Below are 19,978 nucleotides of genomic sequence, written 5' to 3'. Positions count from 1 at the left end.
AACATCAGTGACTCACTGACATCCATCGGCACTTTCGTGCCCTCCCCCATACGCCATGCATGGGTGTCAGCACAGGTGCGGCCTGTCGGGAACCACGATATGGGTGCGGCGGTGAAGCCAGTAAAGCTCCTGCAGGTCCCATTGCGCCTCCACCGACCGTTCCAGCAGGAAGGACAGCAGGTGATGGGCCTTATCCCGCACCAGATCGATGGTGCTGCGGGGACCATCGGCGTCGTGGAAGACGAAATTCAGCCCCCCGCCCTTGACCGTCAGGTCGATCTTGGTGATCAGGCGCGGGCTGCCGGCCATCGCGGACGGGGCGGCGGGGCCAGGTTCCGGGACGGTATCCGGCGTGCCGGCAACCGCCCCTGCCGCGGCACTCTGCCGCTCCCAGGCGGTGGCGGCCGACATATGCTCGAACAGCAGGACATCGTTGCGATGCGTGGCGGCCGCATTGGCGATATCGACATTGGACCGCATCAGCAATTCGACGATCCCGCCCAGCATCATCCGGGTGAGACGCCGGGTCATCAGCAGGTCGATCGCCTGCTCCGGTGTGCGCAGGGTGAAATGCATCCGGTCTTCCTCGACCAGGAAGCGGATGTCGATGGCCGTCGCCTCAAAAAAATCCATACAGCACCTGAAACCCGCACCAGCCGGTCACGCCAGCAATTTCTCGATCAGCTTGCCCTGGCGCGGCAGACAATGCCGCCGCAGGTCATAGCGGTCAATGATGGTCTGCCGGGCGTTGGCGCGCAATGGCAGATACCGCTGGGGGTTGGCCAGCCCCTCGGCCACGGTGTCGGCGATGCCGTCATAATCGAAGAAATCGACCAGCAGGCCGTTATGCCCATGCTCCAGAACCTCTTCCACGGGCTCCGTCCGGCTGCCCACGACCAGTGCCCCGCAACTCATGGCCTCCATCATCGACCAGCTCAGTACGAACGGATAGGTCAGATAGAGATGGACGGCGCTCATGCGCAGGATGGTGATGAAGGCGGTATAGGGCACAGTGCCCAGAAAGAACAGGCGGGACCGGTCGATACGGTCGCCCATCTCCTCCAGGAAGATGTTCTTCCAGGTCTGGCCTGCCGGCGCGGCAGCACCATAGGAAACGCCGTCCGCCCCCACAACGATGAAGATCGCCTCCGGCCGCAGGGCCTGCATCCGCGGCAGGGCGCGCATGAAGCTGTGATAGCCGCGATAAGGTTCCAGGTTGCGGTTGACGAAGGTGACAATCTCCATCCCGGCGCGGACCGGCAGGTCCCCAAGCTTGCCGGATGCCTGCGGGCTGGGCGTCAGCGCATCGGTGTCGATGCCGTCATGCACGACATCGATCTTGCCGTGATACAGCGTGGGATAGCTCGATTTCTGCCATTGGGTGGGGCTGTAGGCCGCGTCCATGCTGTTGAGCGACAGCAGGCCGACGGCGTTCTTGGCCCGGATGCGGGCCTGTGCCCGCCAGCCCTGCTGGGAAAATTCCGGATCGAAACCGACATCGGCGCCGGCCGGGCTGTAGTGAAATTCCAGGAAATGCAGTTGCGGCACGCGAGGCCAGATATCCTTCAGGAACAGCATCTCCCCCCAGCCCGGATGCCCGACGATCACATCGGGTGTGAAGCCCTGTTCCTTCAGCCATTGCGCCTTCAGGGCACAGGCCTCGCCCCGGATCACCTTGGTCTCCGTGTCGGCGGCCCAGGGATGCATGCCGGGCGTGGTGCCGCGGGTGGGCTTGTAGTCGACAAGTCTGACACCGGGCATGTTCTGGCCGGTAATGGCCAGGGCGACGACCTCATGCCCGGTATCGACCAGGGCGGCAACCAGGTGCTTGAACTGTCCCGGGAAATTCTGGTGGACGAAAAGTATGCGCATCAGGCGGGTCCCCTCGGCCCGTCGGGTGGGGCCAACAGCAACAGGCCGTGCTTGGCCATGAATGGAAGAGAACGCAGGAAGAAGCCCTTGCGTCCCGCTGGAACGGTGTTGAGCAGACCGGCCACCGTCATCATGCCACCGGCGGCCGACAGCGTGGCGATCACATGCGCCATGTCGGCCCGTTTCGGCAACAGGGGGGCGGCATATCGGACCATGGCACCGGACAGCAGCCCGTCCAGATCGGCGGTGGTGCTGTCCGGTGCCAGGGCCACCCGCACATCGGCGTCGGGATGATGGGTGGAATAGTGCGCGAAGGCATGGAAAGGGTCGGCGCGCAACGGCCAAGTGCCGGCCCGCCGCGGCCCCTCGCCCCTGGCCTGCCGCGCTGCCGTCCGGCGTGCTTCCAGACCGGACAGCAGCGTCTGATAGGCCGGGATCACGACCCGCCAGTCGAAACGGGCACGGGCATGGGCACGCCCTGCTTCCCCCATGCGCCGGCGCAGGGCGGGATCGGCGATCAGTGCGCGGAAGGCGTCGGTGGCCCGTGCGATATCGACCGCCACGAACTGACAGGCAGCACCACAATAAAGGTCGTACTCCAGGAAACCCATGGCGTGGTACAGCGCGAAATCCGCACCCATTCCCGCCTGCGGCATCCAGGTGGGGATGCGCATCCCGTCAATGCCGTCGCGCACGGTTTCCTTGTAACCGTTCCAATCCGAAACGACACAGGCCAGACCCGCCGCCATGGCCTCCACGGGTGTAAGCCCGAAGGTTTCCTGGATATTGTCGGACAGCGAACAGAAGATGTCGGCCGCGTGCCAGATCTCCTGCCGTGCATCCGCCTGCCTTCCATCCACCACATGCCGGACGATGTTGGGGCAGTGCAGGGTTGCGGCCGCGTCGAAGGCCTCGCGGATCGCATCATTGCCGAACCAGCCCGCTTCGATCAGGTGCAGGCGGGCACCGGCGGGCAACGACGGCAGTGCGGCCTGCATGGCCTTGTACATGGCAACCGGATGCGCCTTGGCATGGAAGCTGAGGCGGCCCATGAAGAGCACGGCCACATCCGCAGCGGCGATACCCAACCGTTCCCGCCAGGCCTGACGGGCGGCGGGCCGGGGGGTGAACTGATCGCAATCCACGCCCAGCGGGATGACGGGAAGTTGCGGCAGGCGCGGGGCGGACGGGGTGCCGGTGACACCCAGCCGCTGGCGCAGATGGTTCAACTGGTCCGTCAGGGTGCGTTCCACCATCGACCGGACCGCCTCGGATGTGCAGATGACGGCGTCCCATTCCTCCACCGGTCCGGTCAGCAGGCTGCCGATATCGTCCAGCGCCATGGCGGAGGCGGTCGTATGGGTGATCCCGACCAGCGAATAGGCATGCGACAGGCCATGGCTATGCCGGAACCACGCCTGCCGGTCCAGACCGGGACCCGGTATGAAAAGACCGCCCGGCCCCGCCAGGGCGGCCGGGTTGTCCCAACCGATCCCCTCCACCTGGCCCCGCCAGCCGGCGCTTGCTGCTACCTGCAAGAATGCGTCGGCATGGGGAGCCTGCTGGATATAGCAGTAAAGCCTTTCATGCCCTGCATGCCGGGCCCATGCCTTCAGGAAACCCTCGCCCGCCGCATGCCGGCCCATCAGCGTCGGACTGTTCGTGTCGAAGGCTTCGGGATGAAACAGGATTGCGGTATTGGCAGGCACGGGTCGGCTCCCGACGGGGACGAAAAAAGGGCCCGGCGGGCCGGGCCGGATCAATAGGGCTTGTAGGATTTCTCCTCCACAATGGCGCTGCCCAGCAGAAGGTTGATTTCCTTCTTCAGGCGGGCGCGCTCATCATTCTTCATATAGACTTGGCGGGCCAGCTGGATGAAGCCGTCATCGAACTGCTTCTCCCGCTCGCAGCGGCGCTTGCCATCCTCGATATCCCACAGCGCGGCATTGATCGCGTGCAGCCCCTCGACCAGCCCGTCCAGCCCGGCGGGAAACCGGGTGCGGTCGCCGATCACCTTCTCGATCTCCACCCGTTCCCGCTGGACATTGCGCATTTTCGCGGCATCGCCGATGCGCTCCTCCTTGATGACAAGGATGGTCCATTTGTCGAAGACCTCGCCCCAGGCGACGGGCAATTGCGGAATATCGGTCCAGTTCGCGGACATGTACTCAACTCCATGGTCAGACGGGATCGGCCCGCCGGGTCAGTCCAGTTGCACCTTTTTCAGGCCTTGCACCTTCACATGTGCCGCAACAGCCAGCATGATGCACGCCTGCGCGTTGCCGGCCTGCATCTGCTCGATCCAGCATTGGTACTTGCGGGGATGCAGCATTGCCGCCATCTGGCGCACCTCGTCCAGTTGCATGATCGGGCCGCACAGGATGGCAGGCTGATACGTCTCCAAGGACTGGAATGCGGTTTCCAGCCCCATCTTGAAGGCCATGGGCGCCACCATGATGATGGCATTCAGCGGTGTCAGCCCCAGCTTGTCGATGCTGCCACCGACCATCTGCCGCTTCTGCCGCAGATTGCCCCAGGCGGCGGGGCTGGTCTCCGACAGTTCGTCATCCAGCGGCATGCCAAACAGCTCGGCATTGCTGGGAATGGTGTCGTGCCAATGCACCCGCGCCTGCGATGCCCGCTCCATCAGGTCGAGGGATAGCAGTTCCCGGCGCAAGCGGCGCGGCTCGAAAATATGCAACTGGCCTTCAAGGCCGGCATTGTTGGCCAGTTGAACGGCCAGCGGGGCTGAACCGGGTGTCACCAGGATCGTATTGGTGCGGGGACGCACCAATGTGCGGGCGATCTCCATCACCCGATTGTACCCCTTCTGCCAGATCTCCGGCACGTTCTCATGCGGCGGCGTGCGGCCCTGCGGTGTTTCCACATGGCGACGCACGGCGTGGGGGGTATTGGCGAACCGGATGCCATTATGGGTGGGCACGCCGTTGCGGGCGTTCATCCGGTCCTGCAGAACCGACAGCACATCGGCCGCCTTCAGTTGGGCCCAGGCGCCGGTATAGGCATCCTTCATCTTGGCCCATTCCTGCTCGTCATCGATCTTGAACCGCTTATAGGCGGGCAGCGTTTCCCCGCCGGGGATCAGCAGCCCCTTGTGATGCGGATAGTAGGGATAAGCGTAGGGATCGATGGACGCGAACAGCCCGACACTGGGCACCGAGGCGGCGTCGGCGGCGTGCAGCGCGAAACTGTCGACGCTGATCATGCCGTCCATCTGGGCCACCAGGGCCGCGAACTTGGTCGCGGAGTTGATCTCCTTCGACAGGTCGATCAGGCGCGGGTGGCTCACCTTCAACTCGCGGTCCACGACAATATGCAACTCGGGTGCTGCCTTCAGCAGGCTTTTGACGAACTTGGCCGCCTGCTCGTCGGGGAAGGTGCGCAGCGGCACACTGGCCTTGGGGTTGAAGAAGACCTTGCGACCCTTGATCCCCTGCAGGTGCTGGCTCACCTCCTGCCAGACGGGCCAGGAATGATACATGATGTTGCGTTTCTCTTGGACGGGTACCGTCGCCGGGTCCAGGCCGCTCCACCACAGATACCAGTCGCCGATGGCAAGCTCGGTGATCCGGGGCAGGCCGATCAGCCCCGTGAAATCGAAATAGGCATCATACCGGGCGAAATCATTCAGTGTCGGCCCCAGCAGGTGCTGCTCGCCGACCCAGTCCTCATGTCCGGCAATGTCGAAATTGGTGGCCCCGGAATTGGCGCCCAGCAGCAGATCGATGGTCACGCTGTCCAGGTGGCGGCGCAGATATCCGGCAATGTGCCGCATCGCCGTCATGCCCAGCATGCAGTCGCCAAGATTGGTGCCGAAGGCATTCACGACCGCCAGGCGGAAATGTTTCTTGGCCGGATGGCGGGCCTTCAGCGCGGTCAACTGCCCGGACAGCACATCCCCCTCATCGGGATGCCGGAACAGGCCGTCATTGACGTAACGGCTTGAAACCCGGCCAAGCCGCGGCGGGAAGGCGCTCCAGGGCAGAAGCATATGCTCCTGCACAACATGCACCTTGGGTGCGTCCTGATCGGCCGTGGCCCCATCGGCAGCGCCGGAACCATCCGCGGCAGCGCCGGACGCCGCGTCGGCACCGGACGCCGCCGTGCCGGCCTCTCCGCTGCCGATCTGCAGGACCTCGTCCTTTGCATGCCGCTCCTTGTGGGCCTGCAGCAGCGCCTTCTTCAGGATATCTGCTTCTCCCCCGATATCGATGATCAACCGATCGACCGGCACCTCCTTGTCGATGCTGCCGCCGACATAATGACGGACGAAGCGGTTGGTCGACAGCGTATGGTCCTCGCTGGGAAGAAAAGCCTGCATGCGGAAAACCTCTTGGTCGGCGGCCGCCACCGGCACCCGCCGTCATCATCTCGAAAAAAATCCGCCGCCCCGGTAAGGGGCGGCGGAGGTAGAAACGTCACTCAGTCTTCGTGAACAAACCGACGACTTAGACGATGCCGCCGAAGTTGCCTGCGACGAAGCTGTTGATGTTGTCACCGGTCAGCAGGTTGATAGTCCCGATGAGTTGGACATCACCCGCATCGACCGTCGCACCGCCACCAGCCAGCGACGTATCAACGAGGTAGACGTTGAGCGACGTGGAGGTGGTGTCAGCCGCGGACAGCACGATGAACTTGTTGGCCGCATCCACAACCAGCGCGGAGTTTGCACCCGCCACCCCCGTGAAATCGGCCTCGGAAAGCACGCCGCCGTTGCCATACACCAGCACGACACCGTCACCGGTACCGACCGACAGGTCGGCGCCCGTACCGGACAGGTTGTAGGCCGCGCCGATGTTGTTGATGGAACCGGCATCGTTCAGCGCGGAGAAGTCAAGCACGTCGCCGCTGGCACCGGCGTCGAAGTTCGAGATCGCCGGGCCGGAACCCGTGGAACCCGTGCCGAACACCACAGTGTCGCTGCCACCGGAAGCACCCAGGTCGATGGTGTCACCGCTGTTGAAGCCGCTGAAGGACACCGTGGCGCCCGACCCGGTCGCACCGCCCAGCAGGACAACATCGCTGCCGGTGTTGCCCAGGGTCACGGTGAAGATGTCACCGGTGCCCGTGGCGCCGGAAACGTGCTCGACACCGGAGATCGTGACGGAGCTGGCGCCCGTCAGGAGCAGCGTATCGTCACCGCTGCCCAGGTTGATGGTGCCACCCGTGCCGCGGAAGGCAACGTAGTCGTTACCATCCGAACCGGTCACCGTGATGGTACCGCCGGTGTTGATGACGCCGACAGCGCCGCTGCTGCCCGAGGCGATCGTCAGGCTGTCCGCACCGGTGGAGCCATTGACGGTCAGCAAGGTGCCCGTACCGTTCAGGTTGGACACGGTCAGGCTGCTGCCGGTGGCACCGAAGGTGACGTTATTGCCAGCGCCCGCACCGGACGCCAGGGTAACGGTCTCCACCGTGGTCACCGTCACGGCGCCGCTGGTGGCCCCGCTCAGGAAGATCACGGCATCGCCGGTACCCGCACCGCCCGTGAAGCTGCCGGTATTGCCCGAACCGGCAACCTTCAGCGTGTCATTGCCAGCGCCACCGACGATGGTCGCCGAGCTGGCACCCGACAGGGTGATGGTGTCATCCGCCGCACCACCGGAGATGGTCGAGCCGGCGCCCGTCACGGTCAGGTCCAGTGCCACCGAACCGCTGGTGAAGCCGCTCGTGCCCTGCAGGGTGATGTACAGGTCGTTCGCCTGGATCAGGCCATTGCCGTCCACGTCGATCACCAGCTGGTTCAGGCTGTTGATGTAGACGTACTGGCCGGCGTTGGTGCCCGTCGAGCCTTGCAGCAGCGACAGGGCGTCGGCGTAGGTGTTGGCAGCGCCCTTGTAGTTCGCATCGATCGACGCATTGGCGCCAACCGTGTGCTTCAGGACGATCACGTCACCCGAACCGAAGTCGGTGATGACGTCGGCACCCGTGCTGGTGTTATCACCGGGGGTGAACACGAACACATCGTTGCCATCGCCACCCGTCAGGGTGTCGACACCGACGCCGCCGCTCAGCGTGTCATTGCCGGCACCACCGACGATCAGGTCATTGCCCGCACCGCCGATGATGCTGTCATTGCCAGCGCCGCCCGACAGGACGTCGTTGCCCGAACCACCAGTGATGATGTCGTTGCCCGAACCACCGACCACCGTGACGACCACGCTGGTGTTGTTGGTGAAGGTCAGCGTCTCGCCGGTGGCGTTCAGGGCCGAAGCATCGATCTTCAGCGCCGAACCAGTGTAGCCGCTCAGCGTGATGGTGGCGCCGGCGGTGCTACCGGTGCCGGTCGCGTCGTCACGGACCACGATCTCGCTGATGCCGGAGATGTTGGTGCCGATCTGGGCCGAGACCCCGCCACCGCTGTTCGACAGGACGAGATTGTTGGTGCCGGAGCCGCCAACGATCAGGTCGCTGTTATTCAGGCCGGAGCCGGCGAAGACGAACGTGTCGTTGCCAGCGCCACCGGTCAGGCTGACGTCACCGGTGCTCAAGGTGGCGTCGAAGGTCAGGCCGTTCGTGAAGCCGGCAGCGTTGACCACGAAGTTTCCGGTCGCCGCAAGCTTGATGCCGGTCAGGCCGGCAGCCTGCGCACGGGTATCCAGAACGACCGTACCGGTGCCGCCACCGCTCAGGCCCAGCGTCTCGATATTGCTGACATTCAGGAAAGCCAGATCCTGGATGCCGCCGGTACCCGGCGCCACGACCAGCATGTCGTTGCCCGCACCGCCATCAACGGTGTCGTTACCGTCAAAATTGCCGGACGTGAAGACGATGATGTCGTCGCCATTGCCGCCATTGATGCTGTCGAAGCTGCCCGTGCCGCCGTTGCCGGCATACAGGTAGTCGGCGCCGTCACCGCCCAGCAGGGTGTTCTTGCCCATGCCACCGGAGATGGTGTCGTTACCGGCGCCGCCCGTGGCGACGATGGTGCCGAGAGCCTGGGAACCGTCAAACAGCAGGTTCTCGAAGTCGGCGTTCGGCGAGCCACCGGTGCTGAACGTACCGGCGTCCAGCGCCGAGGCGTTCACGATGATGTTGTTGCTGTAGCCCGAAGCCAGCTGGACCGAGACATCCTTGCCGGCATTGGCGCCGGTGCCGGAGGCCACGTCACCGCCATCGACGATGTTCAGCACGTCGACATAGGCGCCGGTCCCCAGGACCACCTGGCTGCCGGTGCCTTCGACACTGGCTTCCAGGTTCAGGGTAACGGTGTGCGAACCGCTGCCGCCGCGGATCACGTCGCCCTTGGTGGCGACATAATCGGCCGCCGTGACATTGACCGTCAGGTCGACGCGCGCGCCGGTATTGTCGACAATGTCACCGGAACCCAGCGTGACCGTGGTGGCGCCGGTGTAGCCGGAGGCCAGGGTCAGCGTGTTGGCGCCGGTCGAGCCGCTCAGATCGAAGGTGGAGAACTGGATCGCCGTGTTCAGCGTGGCGTTGCCATCGAACACCAGACGCTCGACATTGGACACATTGGCCAGGTTGGCCGAGGTGACCGTGCCGGTGCCCTGGACGTACAGCGTATCGGAGCCTTCGCCGCCATTGATGGTGGCGCCGGTGCCCAGCGTGGTCAGATCGACGACGAAGGTGTCGTTGCCCGCACCACCATCCAGGCTGACATTGCCGCCAGCCGTGGCGTCGATCGTGTCATTGCCGGCGCCGGCCACAACGGTGTGCGCACCGCTGCTCAGCGTGATGCTGTCATTGACGGCGCTACCGGTGATGGAGAAACGGCCATCATTCTCGGCAGTGCCGTCAAAGGTCAGGCCATTGGCGCCGGTGCCGGTGGAACCGGAGACCGCCGAGGCATCGACCGACAGGATGCGGCCGGAACCGACATTGGCGTTGCTGGTCGTGACCGACAGCGCGCCCGTGCTGGTCAGCTTCAGCACGTCGATGTCCGTCACGCCCGTGCCGATCGTGACCGAGCCCGTGCCGGTGACCGACAGCGTGTCGGTGGAGCCGGTGCCGGTGGAGCCGGCGAAGGTCAGGCCGGAAACACTGGCGACGCTGGCATTCACCACCACATTGGCGGTCGAGCCGGAAGCGACCGAGACCGAGTCGCCGGAACCGCTCAGGTTGACCGTCAGGGTGCCGGTATAGCCGCTGGCAACCGTCAGGCTCAGCGCGCCGGTGCCGGATTCGGTCAGCGTGGTGATACCCGCGGCGGCGGCGTTGGCGCCCAGCGTCAGGGTGCCGGTGCCGCCGCTGGCGACGTTCAGCACTTCGATCGAGGTCACGTTGGCGAAAGCAGCGTCGGCGATGTTGGTAGCCGAGCTGGTGATCTTCAGCGTGTCGGTGCCTTCGCCACCGGCAATGATGTCATTGCCCGTGCCGGTCGCCGCGTTGAAGGTGTTGCCGAAATCGAACACGTCATTGCCAGCGCCACCCGTGATGCTGACGCCGCCGCTGCCGATGCCGCTGACAGTCAGAGCCGCGGTCAGACCAGCGCCATTGACGGTCGTGACACCGCCGATCCCGTCCAGGGTCAGGGCCTGAGCGCCCGACGCATTGATGGTCTGCGTGCCGCCCGTGCCGGTGATGCCGGTACCGAACTTCAGGCTGTTCGCAGCGCCGGAGGACGAGATGTTCAGCGTTTCGATACCGTTGGTATCGAAGATGATGCCGGAACCGGAGGAACCCACGCCGCTCAGCGACAGGTTCAGCGCATCGCCCGAACCAGCAACGACGCCAGCGGCGAAGTTCACGGTCAGGTCACCGGCGCCGCGGGCCACCACGTCGACGATCTTGTTCAGACCGACGAACTCCGTCTTCACGCCCGAGCTCAGCGAGGCGGTCGTGCCGACGGTGGTCAGCGCGCTGTCGGCCAGCGACAGGTCGATGGAGGCGGTGCCCGACGAGGCGGAGTTGGAGACCAGCACGCGCTCGACACCGATCAGGGTCGGCGAGATGGCCGGGCTGCCAGTGCCACTGCCGGCGACGTTGACGGTCAGCGTATCGATGCCCGAACCGCCATTCAGCGTGTCACCCGCGTTCAGCGTGGACAGCGTCGGATCATCGGTGCGGATCGTGCCGACGAACGTGTCGTTGGCGGTGCCGCCGACGAAATTGTCGGTGCCGGCGGTCAGCGTGAAGGTCTGCGGAACGACCGGCGCCGGGGCGTCGATGATGCCGACCACGTCGCTGGTCTTGACCACGACGAGGTTCTGGTTGAACAGCGTGACCTTGAAGCCTTCCAGGCCTTCCGCGATGCCGTCGGCAACCGGGGTGACCGTGAAGGAATAGCTGGTCGAGCCGGCCGGGATGGTGACGGTGCCCGTCACGGAGGTGAAGTCGTTCGGGCTGGCGGCGTTCAGCGCGCCATCACGGGTATCGCCCGTGATGTTGTAGGTGAACACCGTGTCGGTCGTCAGCGGCACGGACAGCTTCACGGTGAAGACCAGGTCGGCGCCTTCCTGCACGGTGGTGCTGGCCGGCGTGATGGTCACGACCGGCGCCGGCGTCGGCAGCGGGCGGCCTTCGGAGATGCCGTAATTGTAATAGTGCCAGATACCGGCCTGGGCCTTCTGGGCGGCGGTGAAGCCGGCAATGTTCCCGCCGGCATCCAGCAGGGCCTTCAGATCGGCAAAGGAATCGATATAGGCGGCGCCGTCCAGGCCGGCCACCGCGACGCGGCCCTCGCCCACGCCGTTCGTCACGAAGTGACGCTCCAGCGCATAGGCGCCGGTCACGCCGGCAACGGCCAGATCCGGGTTCTGAGCGGCATAGATGGTGGCGTCGAAGACGGCCGAGCTCAGGAACACGCGGGGTTCGTTGTGACCGTACAGGTTGAAGTGCTGCGTCAGGGCCGCTTCGGTCGTCAGACCGGCCTCAACCAGATCCTGGTTGTTGTCGCGATAAACTTCCCAATCGAAGAAAGCGGAAGCCTTCCGCCCTTCGGCCGCGCCGAAAGCCTGCCAGTGCTGCAGACCGTTCTCGATCACGCCAGCCTGAACGGCAGCGGCGACATCCGGGTTCTGCGCCAGATAGTAGGCTTCGTTATACACGAAAATGGAGGGTCCAGCCATCTATGAATCTCCGTGAGTAGGCTTGGTCGCGCTTAACCTTGAGAGAGGCGTGTTCTGGGAAAATGGTATGCGGCGAGCCAAAGAGCCTATTTGCAGACGAATCACCGTCCGCAAAGGATAGGATAAAACGTTGGCATCCGCCGAAATCTGGGCGGCGCGCACAGGCAAAAAGCTGACAGAAGACATTTTGCTCGGCCACACCATGCCCCTAGAACGCTCCCCCACGAAGTTATGCGTCGTTAGGTTCTTTATGCGAGCTATCCGCGTGATGCAAGCAGCAAATGCGAAGGAAATCCAAAGGGGCACGCAAAATGTTCACCAACTCTTTAACATGGGTTCGCTGATCAGCGGCCCTTGATTAAGAAATTCCCGCAAGCGACTGATATCGAAGATTTTTTTTGAAGCGACTAAAATCTTGGCTGAAATGCAACACCAGGCGGCAAAAGCGGCCTGCGGCCAATGCCGATGCAACCGGCGGAAGCCTTCAGGGGACGGGACGCACCGCGCCGGGCACACATGCGATTGATTCTCCCGGCCCGGACACGCGCCCTCTCAGATCCTTACAAGCCAGCTCATAACCCGCAATACCCCTGATGGGTGATAGCCGCCACGCAGGGCGCGGAACCGCCGGGTCACGGGATCGACCATGGGGAGGCTGCGGAATCCGGCAATCTGGCGGGCCGCCTGCGGGGGGCAGGCGGAGCCGAGTTTCTCAGCCAGGGCGGCAGCCTGCTCCATCAGGCGGGCATAGTTGCGCTGGAAGCGATGGCGCCGTTCCGACCGGAGCCAGACGGTCAGCCAGCTTCGCAATGTCCGCCTGGTGGAGTAGGCCTGGGCCCCCACGACGTTGGCGCCGTGCTGGCGGTAATCGATCAGGGCCTCGGGCATGGGCACGATGGTTCCGCAGGCGGCACAGATCAGCGCCAGCCACCAATCATGCATCAGGGCCGCATCGGGCACGTGCCGGCCCAGCCGCAAGGCCGCGTTATTGATCCCCATGGCGCAACCGGTCACGACATTCTGCACCAGAAGCCGCGGCAGCGTCAGTCCCTGCCCGATATCAAGCTGCTGGAAGCGGCGGAAGCTGCCGGCGATGGGCCGGCGCTGCTCGTCCACCACGACCAGGTCGCAGAAGGCCATCACGGGCCGGTTGCCGTCACCACCGGCCTGGCGCAGCGCCGCCACCGTCCGGCTGATCTTTTCGGGGTGCCAGTAATCATCCTGGTCGGCAAACAGGATGTATTCGCCCGACGCGGCTTCCATCAGGCGGCGGAAATTGCCGGATGCCGATCCTGTCGGCGCGCCTGTTTCCAGAATGGCGACCCGGTCAGGGCAGCGGTCCCGCCAGGCCATCAGGATCGCCTGGGTGCCGTCGGTGGAGCCATCATCGCGCACCAGCACCCTGAAGGACGGTGCATCCTGCCCGTCCAGCGACCTGATCATTTCCGGCAGGTAGCGGGCACCATTGTAGGTGGCCAGGAGAATTTCGATCATGCTCAGACACCGAATGCTCAACCCGGATGTGGATCCGGAACCGATATGATGATCAACATCCGTGCCCGGGCACCCGGTGTGATATCAACCATTTCCGGGGCGTGTGGAACAGGCTGGCGGGCCACCATGATCCACACGCCCCGGCTAAATCAAGCCGGTCCCGGGCCGGTCCCGTCCTCAATCCAGTAACAGGTTCCAGTTGCGGCGCAAGGCCGTGCCGTCGGCTGTCGACACCTGACCGATCAGCGGCCGGCGGTTGTTCAGCGTCTGGCCGCCATCACGGGTCAGGGGCCGCCACAGCCAGCCCAGGCTGCCGCGTGTCGACTTCACATAGAGATTGTCGAGCGGGAAGATGAAATAGATGCCCTTGTCGAAGCGGCCCTCTCCGAACTGCTCCGCCGACACATCGGTGAAGGTGGCGAAGGCGCCGACCGTGATGCCGCTGTCGAAGGTGCGCGACAGCTCGAACGTCGCGCCCTTGTCGCCGGCCAGGTAACGGCCGACCTTGACGCGCGCATCCACGCCCATCGGTTCGTAATGATAATAGCCGGTGATGTGCCCGGTCACGACATCATAGTCGCGGAACTTGAACCACTGGTCATAATCGCGCTGCTTGGCCCAGGCGACGTCGATGCCGATGGCCCATTCCCGGCCGAACGGCTTGTACAGCACCTCGCTGCCGACCCCACCGAACATCTCTTCCAGATAGCCGCCATAGACGCGGCCATAGGTGTCGGTGGCCAGGCGCTGGGTATAGTCGGCCTGCAGGTAGGTCATCGCCGTGGTGCCCTCCTGCAGGTAATTCTTGATATCGGACCGCACATGCGGAAGCTGGCTGTCCGAGGGGATGCGCATCCGGTTGAAATTATTGGAAACGTTGATGCCCAGACCACCGGCGACATTGAGGCCGGGGGTCACGACGACGCTGCCGTTCAGGCGCACCCATGCCTGATACAGCACGAAGGCTTCCGGACGGCCCAGCGTCTGGCGCAGGGCCGGACGCAGGTTCCAGGCGAAGGAGGGGAAGCTCATCTCCTCCGGATGGCTTGCCTCCTCCATGCGCATGTCCGGCCGGTCGATCTCGGTGCGCATCCAGGCTTCCTCGATCGATCCGCCGTGGGGCGACAGGGCGCGCTCCAGGTCCGACCGGTAGAGTGTGGCCGACAGCATTTCCATGCCATTGTCGACGAAGATGACGCGGATCTGCTGGTACTCGGGCGGCAGCACGGCGGCGGCGGTGCGGGCCGCCCGGCCGATGGCCTTGGGCACCTGCCGATAGCGGCCATTGACCAGGAACAGGGTGACGCGCGGCTGCGTATAGTCGGCGGCGAACAGGAAGAAACCCTGGGTCCGCAACTGGCTGGCCAGTTCCTGGCGCACCTCCTCGTCCGGGGCCGCACCCTGCACCGCCGGCACCATCTCCGCTTCCGGGGCCGCGGCCAGCGGCATCCCCTCGCGCAGGGCGCCGGCGTCGAAGCTGGCTTCCATCCAGGGCAGATTGTATTCCACCCGGGTCACATGCACCCTGCCCTGGAAGTCGGGCGCCAGTTCCACGGCACGGCGGGCCAGGTCATAGGCGACACTGGCCCCGTCGCGCATCGGAGTGCCGGCCACGGTGATCCGGATTTCTCCGTCGATACGGGCGAAATGCTGGAGCGAAATGCCGTCCATGGCGGCCTGCCGGCCCAGGCCGGTGCGCACCGATGCCTCGTCCCCCGCCACGGGTGCCGCGGCGGCCGGGCTCATGCTGTCCGGCAGGGGGGTGGCGGTGGTCGCCTGCCCGCCTTGCGGCCCTGTCGGCATCAGGGGCGGGGGCGGCGGGTCCAGCTTGCCGGGCCCCTTGGCCTTATGGAAATTCGTAGTGGTCGCGAAGCGCAGCATGGCGCGGTTGCCCCGCTCCAGTGCCGCACCGACCTGAAGCCAGTCCCAGGGCTTGTAATCGATGCCGATATTGACCGGAATGTCCTGGGCCAGATTGTTTTCCAGCGGCTCGTGCTGGTAATCGTTGGGATCGTACTCGACCTTGAGCGTCAGCCCCTCCAGGGGTGTGCGCCAACTGACACCGCCGAACAGCGCCACATCGCGGCCGCGGAAGAAATCGGTCGACAGGGCACCGCCGCCCGGCGTGTAGCTGTCCGTCCGCCTGTCGAACTTCTTGGAGAACAGGCTCAGCGGATTGCGGAAATGCCCCTGGGTGCCCATGTTGCCCCAGCCCAGGCCCAAGGAGATGTCGAAATCGCCGAAGCTCTGGTCGGCCACGACATATTCGGACCCGAACAGGCCCGTGCCGGCGATGTCGCGCAGGCCGACGGCGATGTTGGGCCAGTTGGCATCGCCCTTCACCAGCCGCACCTTCACGTCAATGCCGCGATCCTTGTAGGACTGGGTGCCCGAGAAATCGATCGGCCCGTAAAAGCGGTTGGCAACGCTGGTGTAACGCAGCGTCGCTTCCAGCCAGGGCAGTCCCTGCACCGTGATGAAGTAACGCGAGTAGGGCCAGACATAGGTGAAGCCGGCATAGGCCTGCCCGTCCTCCGCCGCGCGGGCGATCGGGGTCTGGATAAGGCCCGTGCCACCGAAATCATTGACGATTTCCGGCGGGCGCCAGGGCAGGAAAGGGTTTTCCTGCCCGCTGGCCGCCGGCACCACCGCCATCAGGGCGATGGCGGCCGTGGCCATCGCACCGGACCGATAGATCCTCACAATATGTTCCGCCCGATCAGTTGTTGTTGATGACGGCCAGCGACGCGGCCGTCAGGGCCAGATCGCTCAGCAGCGAGACGACCGTGCGGGTCATGGTCATGAAGCTGAAGGGCTGCGGATCGCGGGGAACAACGATGGTCGCCCCCGGCGGGATGGGAACGCTGCCATCGCTGAAGCGGCCCAGGCGCAGCGGCTCGGACTCGCCATTGGGATAGATGACGAAGGCATCGGACAGTTCCGCCGCCGATGTGGCACCGCCGGCCATGCGCAGGTAATCGCGGGCCGACAGGCCGCTCCTGAACATCACCGAACTGGAGTTCAGCACCTCGCCGGAGACGGTGACATGCGAGGGCCGCTTGGGGATCAGCAGCGTGTCACCCGGTTCCAGCACGAAATCCAGCTCCGGACGGGCCGCCAGGACCGTGGGATCGACCTCGATCACGACACGCCCCACCGCCTTCGCGGCGCGCAGGCTGCCGATCAGCCCCTGGAGGAAGGGCAGCGCCTGGCGGGCTTGCTCGGCCTCCTGACCCGACGATGCGGCCAGCACGCTGGGCAGCGACTGTTCCAGTTCCAGGGCGGCACGGCGATAGCCGGCCTCCTCGGCCTGACGCACCCGTTCGCGCGTGAAGATGGCGCCGTAGGGATAGGCTTCGGCCGTCAGGCCGTCGACACGGCGCAGCAATTCCGACAGGCGCTCCCCGCGCTTGATGTCATACCGGCCGGGGCGCACGACCTCGCCCGCCACGCGGACCACGCCGACCTCGCGGCTGGACACGCGGCTGCTGATGCGGATCACATCGCCGGGGCCGACGGTGCTGGTGGCCAGTTGCTGCAGGCTGATGCCCGTGGCGCGCTGGCCATTGGCCTGCGTGACCTCCACCGCCTCGCCGTCGGCATCCAGCGTCACGCCGCCCACGGCCTTCAGCAGGCTGTCGGCGCGGGCGCCCGGAACCACGGGATAGACCCCGGGAATGCGCACCTCGCCTTCCACGGACACGGCATATTCCAGCAGGAAGGGCAGCAGGTCGGGATGGCGGTTGAAGACGGCGGGGCAGGCCCGGACATCGATCACCGAACTGTCTTCCGACCGGCGCGCGCCGGAGCGCATGGCCACGGAATAGCGCTGCTGCAGGCCCTCCGACGCCAGCGCCGCCAGCGTCTGCAGACCGCCGCATTCGATATCGGATTCGATCAGCCGGATACCCGCCGGATTCTGCGGGTCGGCATAGGTGCCGATCAGCCGGCGCGACGACCGCGCCGCCGCCAGATCGGGGTTGACCAGCAGCGGGTCCAGCGGACGGTCGCCGCGATAGGCATCGTCGCTGCCGCGCCATGGCTGCTGCTGCGCCTCGCCGCGCGTGCGGTTGGCAGCGCCATTGTTCCCGGCCGCCTGCGCGGTGCCGGGATAGGCCGCGCCGGCGGCGCCGGCCACACCGCTGACGGCCAGCTTCTCGCCCATCAACTGGTTGTCCATGGCCAGCTTCAGGCTGGGCGGCTGTTCGCCGCGCAGCACGGCCTGGACATCGGCGGATCCCAGATAGCGGATATCCGTCTGGCTGAGGAAGATCACCCTGTCGCGCTCGCGCAGCGAGACGTTCATCGAGCCGTCCAGCACCCGCAGAAGGTCCACGGGCACATAACGGCGCTGCCGCGTGGCCGGGTCCTCCGTCTCGATCACCGCCAGCGGCAGATAGGGGTTGGCCGTCAGCACATAGGGATCGGACAACAGGTCGCGCAGGGTCTTGGTCTCGGCCAGGCCACGACCGCCGGGCAGCTCCGTGGCACCTTCCACGGCAAAGGCGTCGCGCGGCAGCTCGACGCGCAGGATGTCGCCGGCCAGGATGCGGGCGCCCTGCGCCGCGTTGCGCAGCACCTGGTTGCGGCCCGACCGGTCCAGCCGCAGGATATCCAGCCGGTTGCCGCGGGCGCGCTGCGCGCCGCCGGCCAGTTCCAGCACGCCGGTCACGGTGGATTGCCCGGACTTCAATTCATAGATGCCGGGGCGGACCACATCGCCCTGTACCGCCACCGTGTCGCCGATGGCGGGCACGATGATCTGGTCGCCGTCCTGCAAGCGCAGGTCGTTGACGGTGCGCGTGCCCAGCAGCACGTCGTAAAGGTCGATGGCCACCGTCCGGCCGCCGCGCATGATGCGCAGGTTGCGCAGGCTGCCCGACTTGCGGATGCCGTCGGCCTGGGTCAGGGCGTCGATCAGGCTGGAGAAGCTGGTCAGCGTATAGCGGCCGGGCAGGTTCACCTCCCCCGTGACCAGCACGCCGATGCTGCGCACCGAACCGACGGAAACGAACACGTTGGTCTGCAGGAACGCCGCCTGGGCCTGGGCCGTCAGATCGTCGCGGAATTCACCGAACGAACGGCCCGCGGCGGTGACCGGGGCCATGTTGGGCAGCACGATGCGGCCCTCGCGGTCGATGCGCACGCTGCTGGTGCTGTTGACCTGGCCGCGCAGGGTGACGACCAGCTCGTCGCCGATTCCCAGCACGTAATCTTCAGGCACGGCACCGTTCAGCAGGCCGGTGGCCACCAGCCGCCCGTCATGGCGCCAGTCATAGCCGAACTGTTCCAGCCTGCGGCCGGCGCGCTGGGAATATTGCTGCTCCAGGGCGGACGGGCGCGCCAGCTCGGTGTCGGCCCCGTAATAGCCGGCGGGGTCGCGCGTATCGAAGCGGGACGGGGTGCCGCGCGACGGGTCGGTCAGGCGCGGATCGTCATACCGGCTGCCCGACCGGGCACGGTCCAGGGCGGACGGGACAGTGTAGTTCCCATCCATGTCACCGCGTTGTCCCTGGAGCCGCTGCAGATCGATGGTGCCGTTCGGCAACTCGATGGTCTGGGCCGATACCGGCATCGCGACACTGACAAGCAGGGCCGCACATGCTAGACCCAACCCCAGGCGCCGTCCGGTGACGGCCCCCCTGAACACACGACGCATCGAGTTCTCCATGACACTTCCCAAGTGCGACCCCAGAGACATTCTGGCAGACAATCCGGCAGACATTCCGGCCCGGTTGAGCCGCCGCCAGTGCCTGGGCCTGATCGCGGCCAGCACGCTACCGGCCAGCGCCCTGTCTGGATGTGCCCTGGTTAACACTGAATCTCCGTACTGGGCAACTGTGGCGGCGGTCGGCGGTGTGGGCGGTGGGTCGCCTGTTACCCGTGAACAGGCGGACGCCCTGCCTTATGCATCGATTCTGGCTTGGCTGGAAGATAGCAGCAAGGCCTTCATGGTGTTGGGCGAAATCGGCGGAAATGGGGCACACTATTACTATAGCCAGACCCGCCAGGTTCTGGTGACGCGCGGCCCGTTCCTGGTGCAGACCGTGGGCCTGCCCGGCGATCTGTCCCGCACCCGCTTTGTCGATGACAAGGTGCCCGATCTGCGCCGGCTGGCCGGTCAGGAATGGGTCCGGTTCATCGACATCCAGGCGGCCGGCCTGTTCGATCTTGCCGTTCGCGGCCGATGGACGGATCTGGGGGAGGAGACGGTGACGATCCTGGACCGGCCCCACAGGCTGTCTCATCTGCGTGAGCAGGTGGAGATCGCCGGGATGAAGCCGTTCGAGAACCATTACTGGATCGACCCGCAGACGGGCTTTTGCTGGAAATCGCGCCAGCACATCCACGACCGCACCGGCGCCGTCAATATCGAGGTGACGAAGCCCGCCGGCTGACCGGTGACAGGGCCTTTCCGCAGCGGGGCCGGGCCTGCAGGGTCGCAGGAAAGACCCCGTTCCACCGGCATTCCCGACAGGAATGCGCCAGATGCTGTTTCCGGCATCGACCTGCGGTGTCGATCCGCTGGCATGTCGGTCAGGACCTTCACCCAGGACCCT

10 protein-coding genes are annotated in these 19,978 nt (G+C 65.4%); 1 reads left to right on the top strand and 9 read right to left on the bottom strand.

Annotated features, from left to right (window positions below; genetic code table 11):
• Positions 1 to 66 precede the first annotated feature (66 nt).
• The 9 genes from ACM9LZ_RS07640 to ACM9LZ_RS07600 form a co-directional block, all read right to left on the bottom strand.
• Positions 67 to 633 carry a hypothetical protein gene (locus ACM9LZ_RS07640; RefSeq protein ID WP_416618786.1) on the bottom strand — a complete coding sequence of 189 codons (567 nt, stop codon included), beginning with the start codon at positions 631 to 633 and terminating at the stop codon, positions 67 to 69.
• Positions 634 to 660: 27 nt separating this feature from the next.
• The gene (locus ACM9LZ_RS07635) at positions 661 to 1,872 is read right to left on the bottom strand and encodes a glycosyltransferase family 4 protein (RefSeq protein WP_416618785.1); all 1,212 of its coding nucleotides are present in this window, start codon (positions 1,870 to 1,872) and stop codon (positions 661 to 663) included.
• Positions 1,872 to 3,581, bottom strand: coding sequence for a glycosyltransferase family 4 protein (locus ACM9LZ_RS07630; RefSeq protein WP_416618782.1), 1,710 nt, complete (start codon positions 3,579 to 3,581; stop codon positions 1,872 to 1,874). The genes ACM9LZ_RS07635 and ACM9LZ_RS07630 overlap by 1 nt, the downstream gene beginning before the upstream one ends.
• A 50-nt stretch (positions 3,582 to 3,631) precedes the next feature.
• Positions 3,632 to 4,036: a hypothetical protein gene (locus ACM9LZ_RS07625; protein WP_416618781.1), complete on the bottom strand. Its 405-nt coding sequence runs from the start codon at positions 4,034 to 4,036 to the stop codon at positions 3,632 to 3,634.
• 39 nt (positions 4,037 to 4,075) lie between these two features.
• A complete protein-coding gene (locus ACM9LZ_RS07620) occupies positions 4,076 to 6,214 on the bottom strand; it encodes a glycosyltransferase family 9 protein (RefSeq protein ID WP_416618780.1) in 2,139 nt (712 codons plus the stop codon).
• A 127-nt stretch (positions 6,215 to 6,341) separates the two neighbouring features.
• A complete protein-coding gene (locus ACM9LZ_RS07615; protein ID WP_416618779.1) occupies positions 6,342 to 11,924 on the bottom strand; it encodes a beta strand repeat-containing protein in 5,583 nt (1,860 codons plus the stop codon).
• 552 nt (positions 11,925 to 12,476) lie between these two features.
• Positions 12,477 to 13,418 carry a glycosyltransferase family 2 protein gene (locus ACM9LZ_RS07610; RefSeq protein WP_416618777.1) on the bottom strand — a complete coding sequence of 314 codons (942 nt, stop codon included), beginning with the start codon at positions 13,416 to 13,418 and terminating at the stop codon, positions 12,477 to 12,479.
• Positions 13,419 to 13,595: 177 nt separating this feature from the next.
• The gene (locus ACM9LZ_RS07605) at positions 13,596 to 16,121 is read right to left on the bottom strand and encodes a YjbH domain-containing protein (RefSeq protein ID WP_416618776.1); all 2,526 of its coding nucleotides are present in this window, start codon (positions 16,119 to 16,121) and stop codon (positions 13,596 to 13,598) included.
• 16 nt (positions 16,122 to 16,137) lie between these two features.
• Complete coding sequence (locus ACM9LZ_RS07600) at positions 16,138 to 19,077, bottom strand: SLBB domain-containing protein (RefSeq protein WP_416618775.1); 2,940 nt, start codon at positions 19,075 to 19,077, stop codon at positions 16,138 to 16,140.
• Between the two features lie 10 nt (positions 19,078 to 19,087).
• Between ACM9LZ_RS07600 and ACM9LZ_RS07595 the strand changes: the two genes are divergently transcribed.
• Complete coding sequence (locus ACM9LZ_RS07595; RefSeq protein ID WP_416618773.1) at positions 19,088 to 19,816, top strand: YjbF family lipoprotein; 729 nt, start codon at positions 19,088 to 19,090, stop codon at positions 19,814 to 19,816.
• Positions 19,817 to 19,978: the final 162 nt, after the last annotated feature.

It is taken from the genome of Niveispirillum fermenti (assembly GCF_048066175.1).
In the GTDB taxonomy this organism is placed as follows: domain Bacteria; phylum Pseudomonadota; class Alphaproteobacteria; order Azospirillales; family Azospirillaceae; genus Niveispirillum; species Niveispirillum fermenti.
Note: the sequence above shows the minus strand (reverse complement) of the source record. Positions and strands in the feature narration are given on the sequence as shown.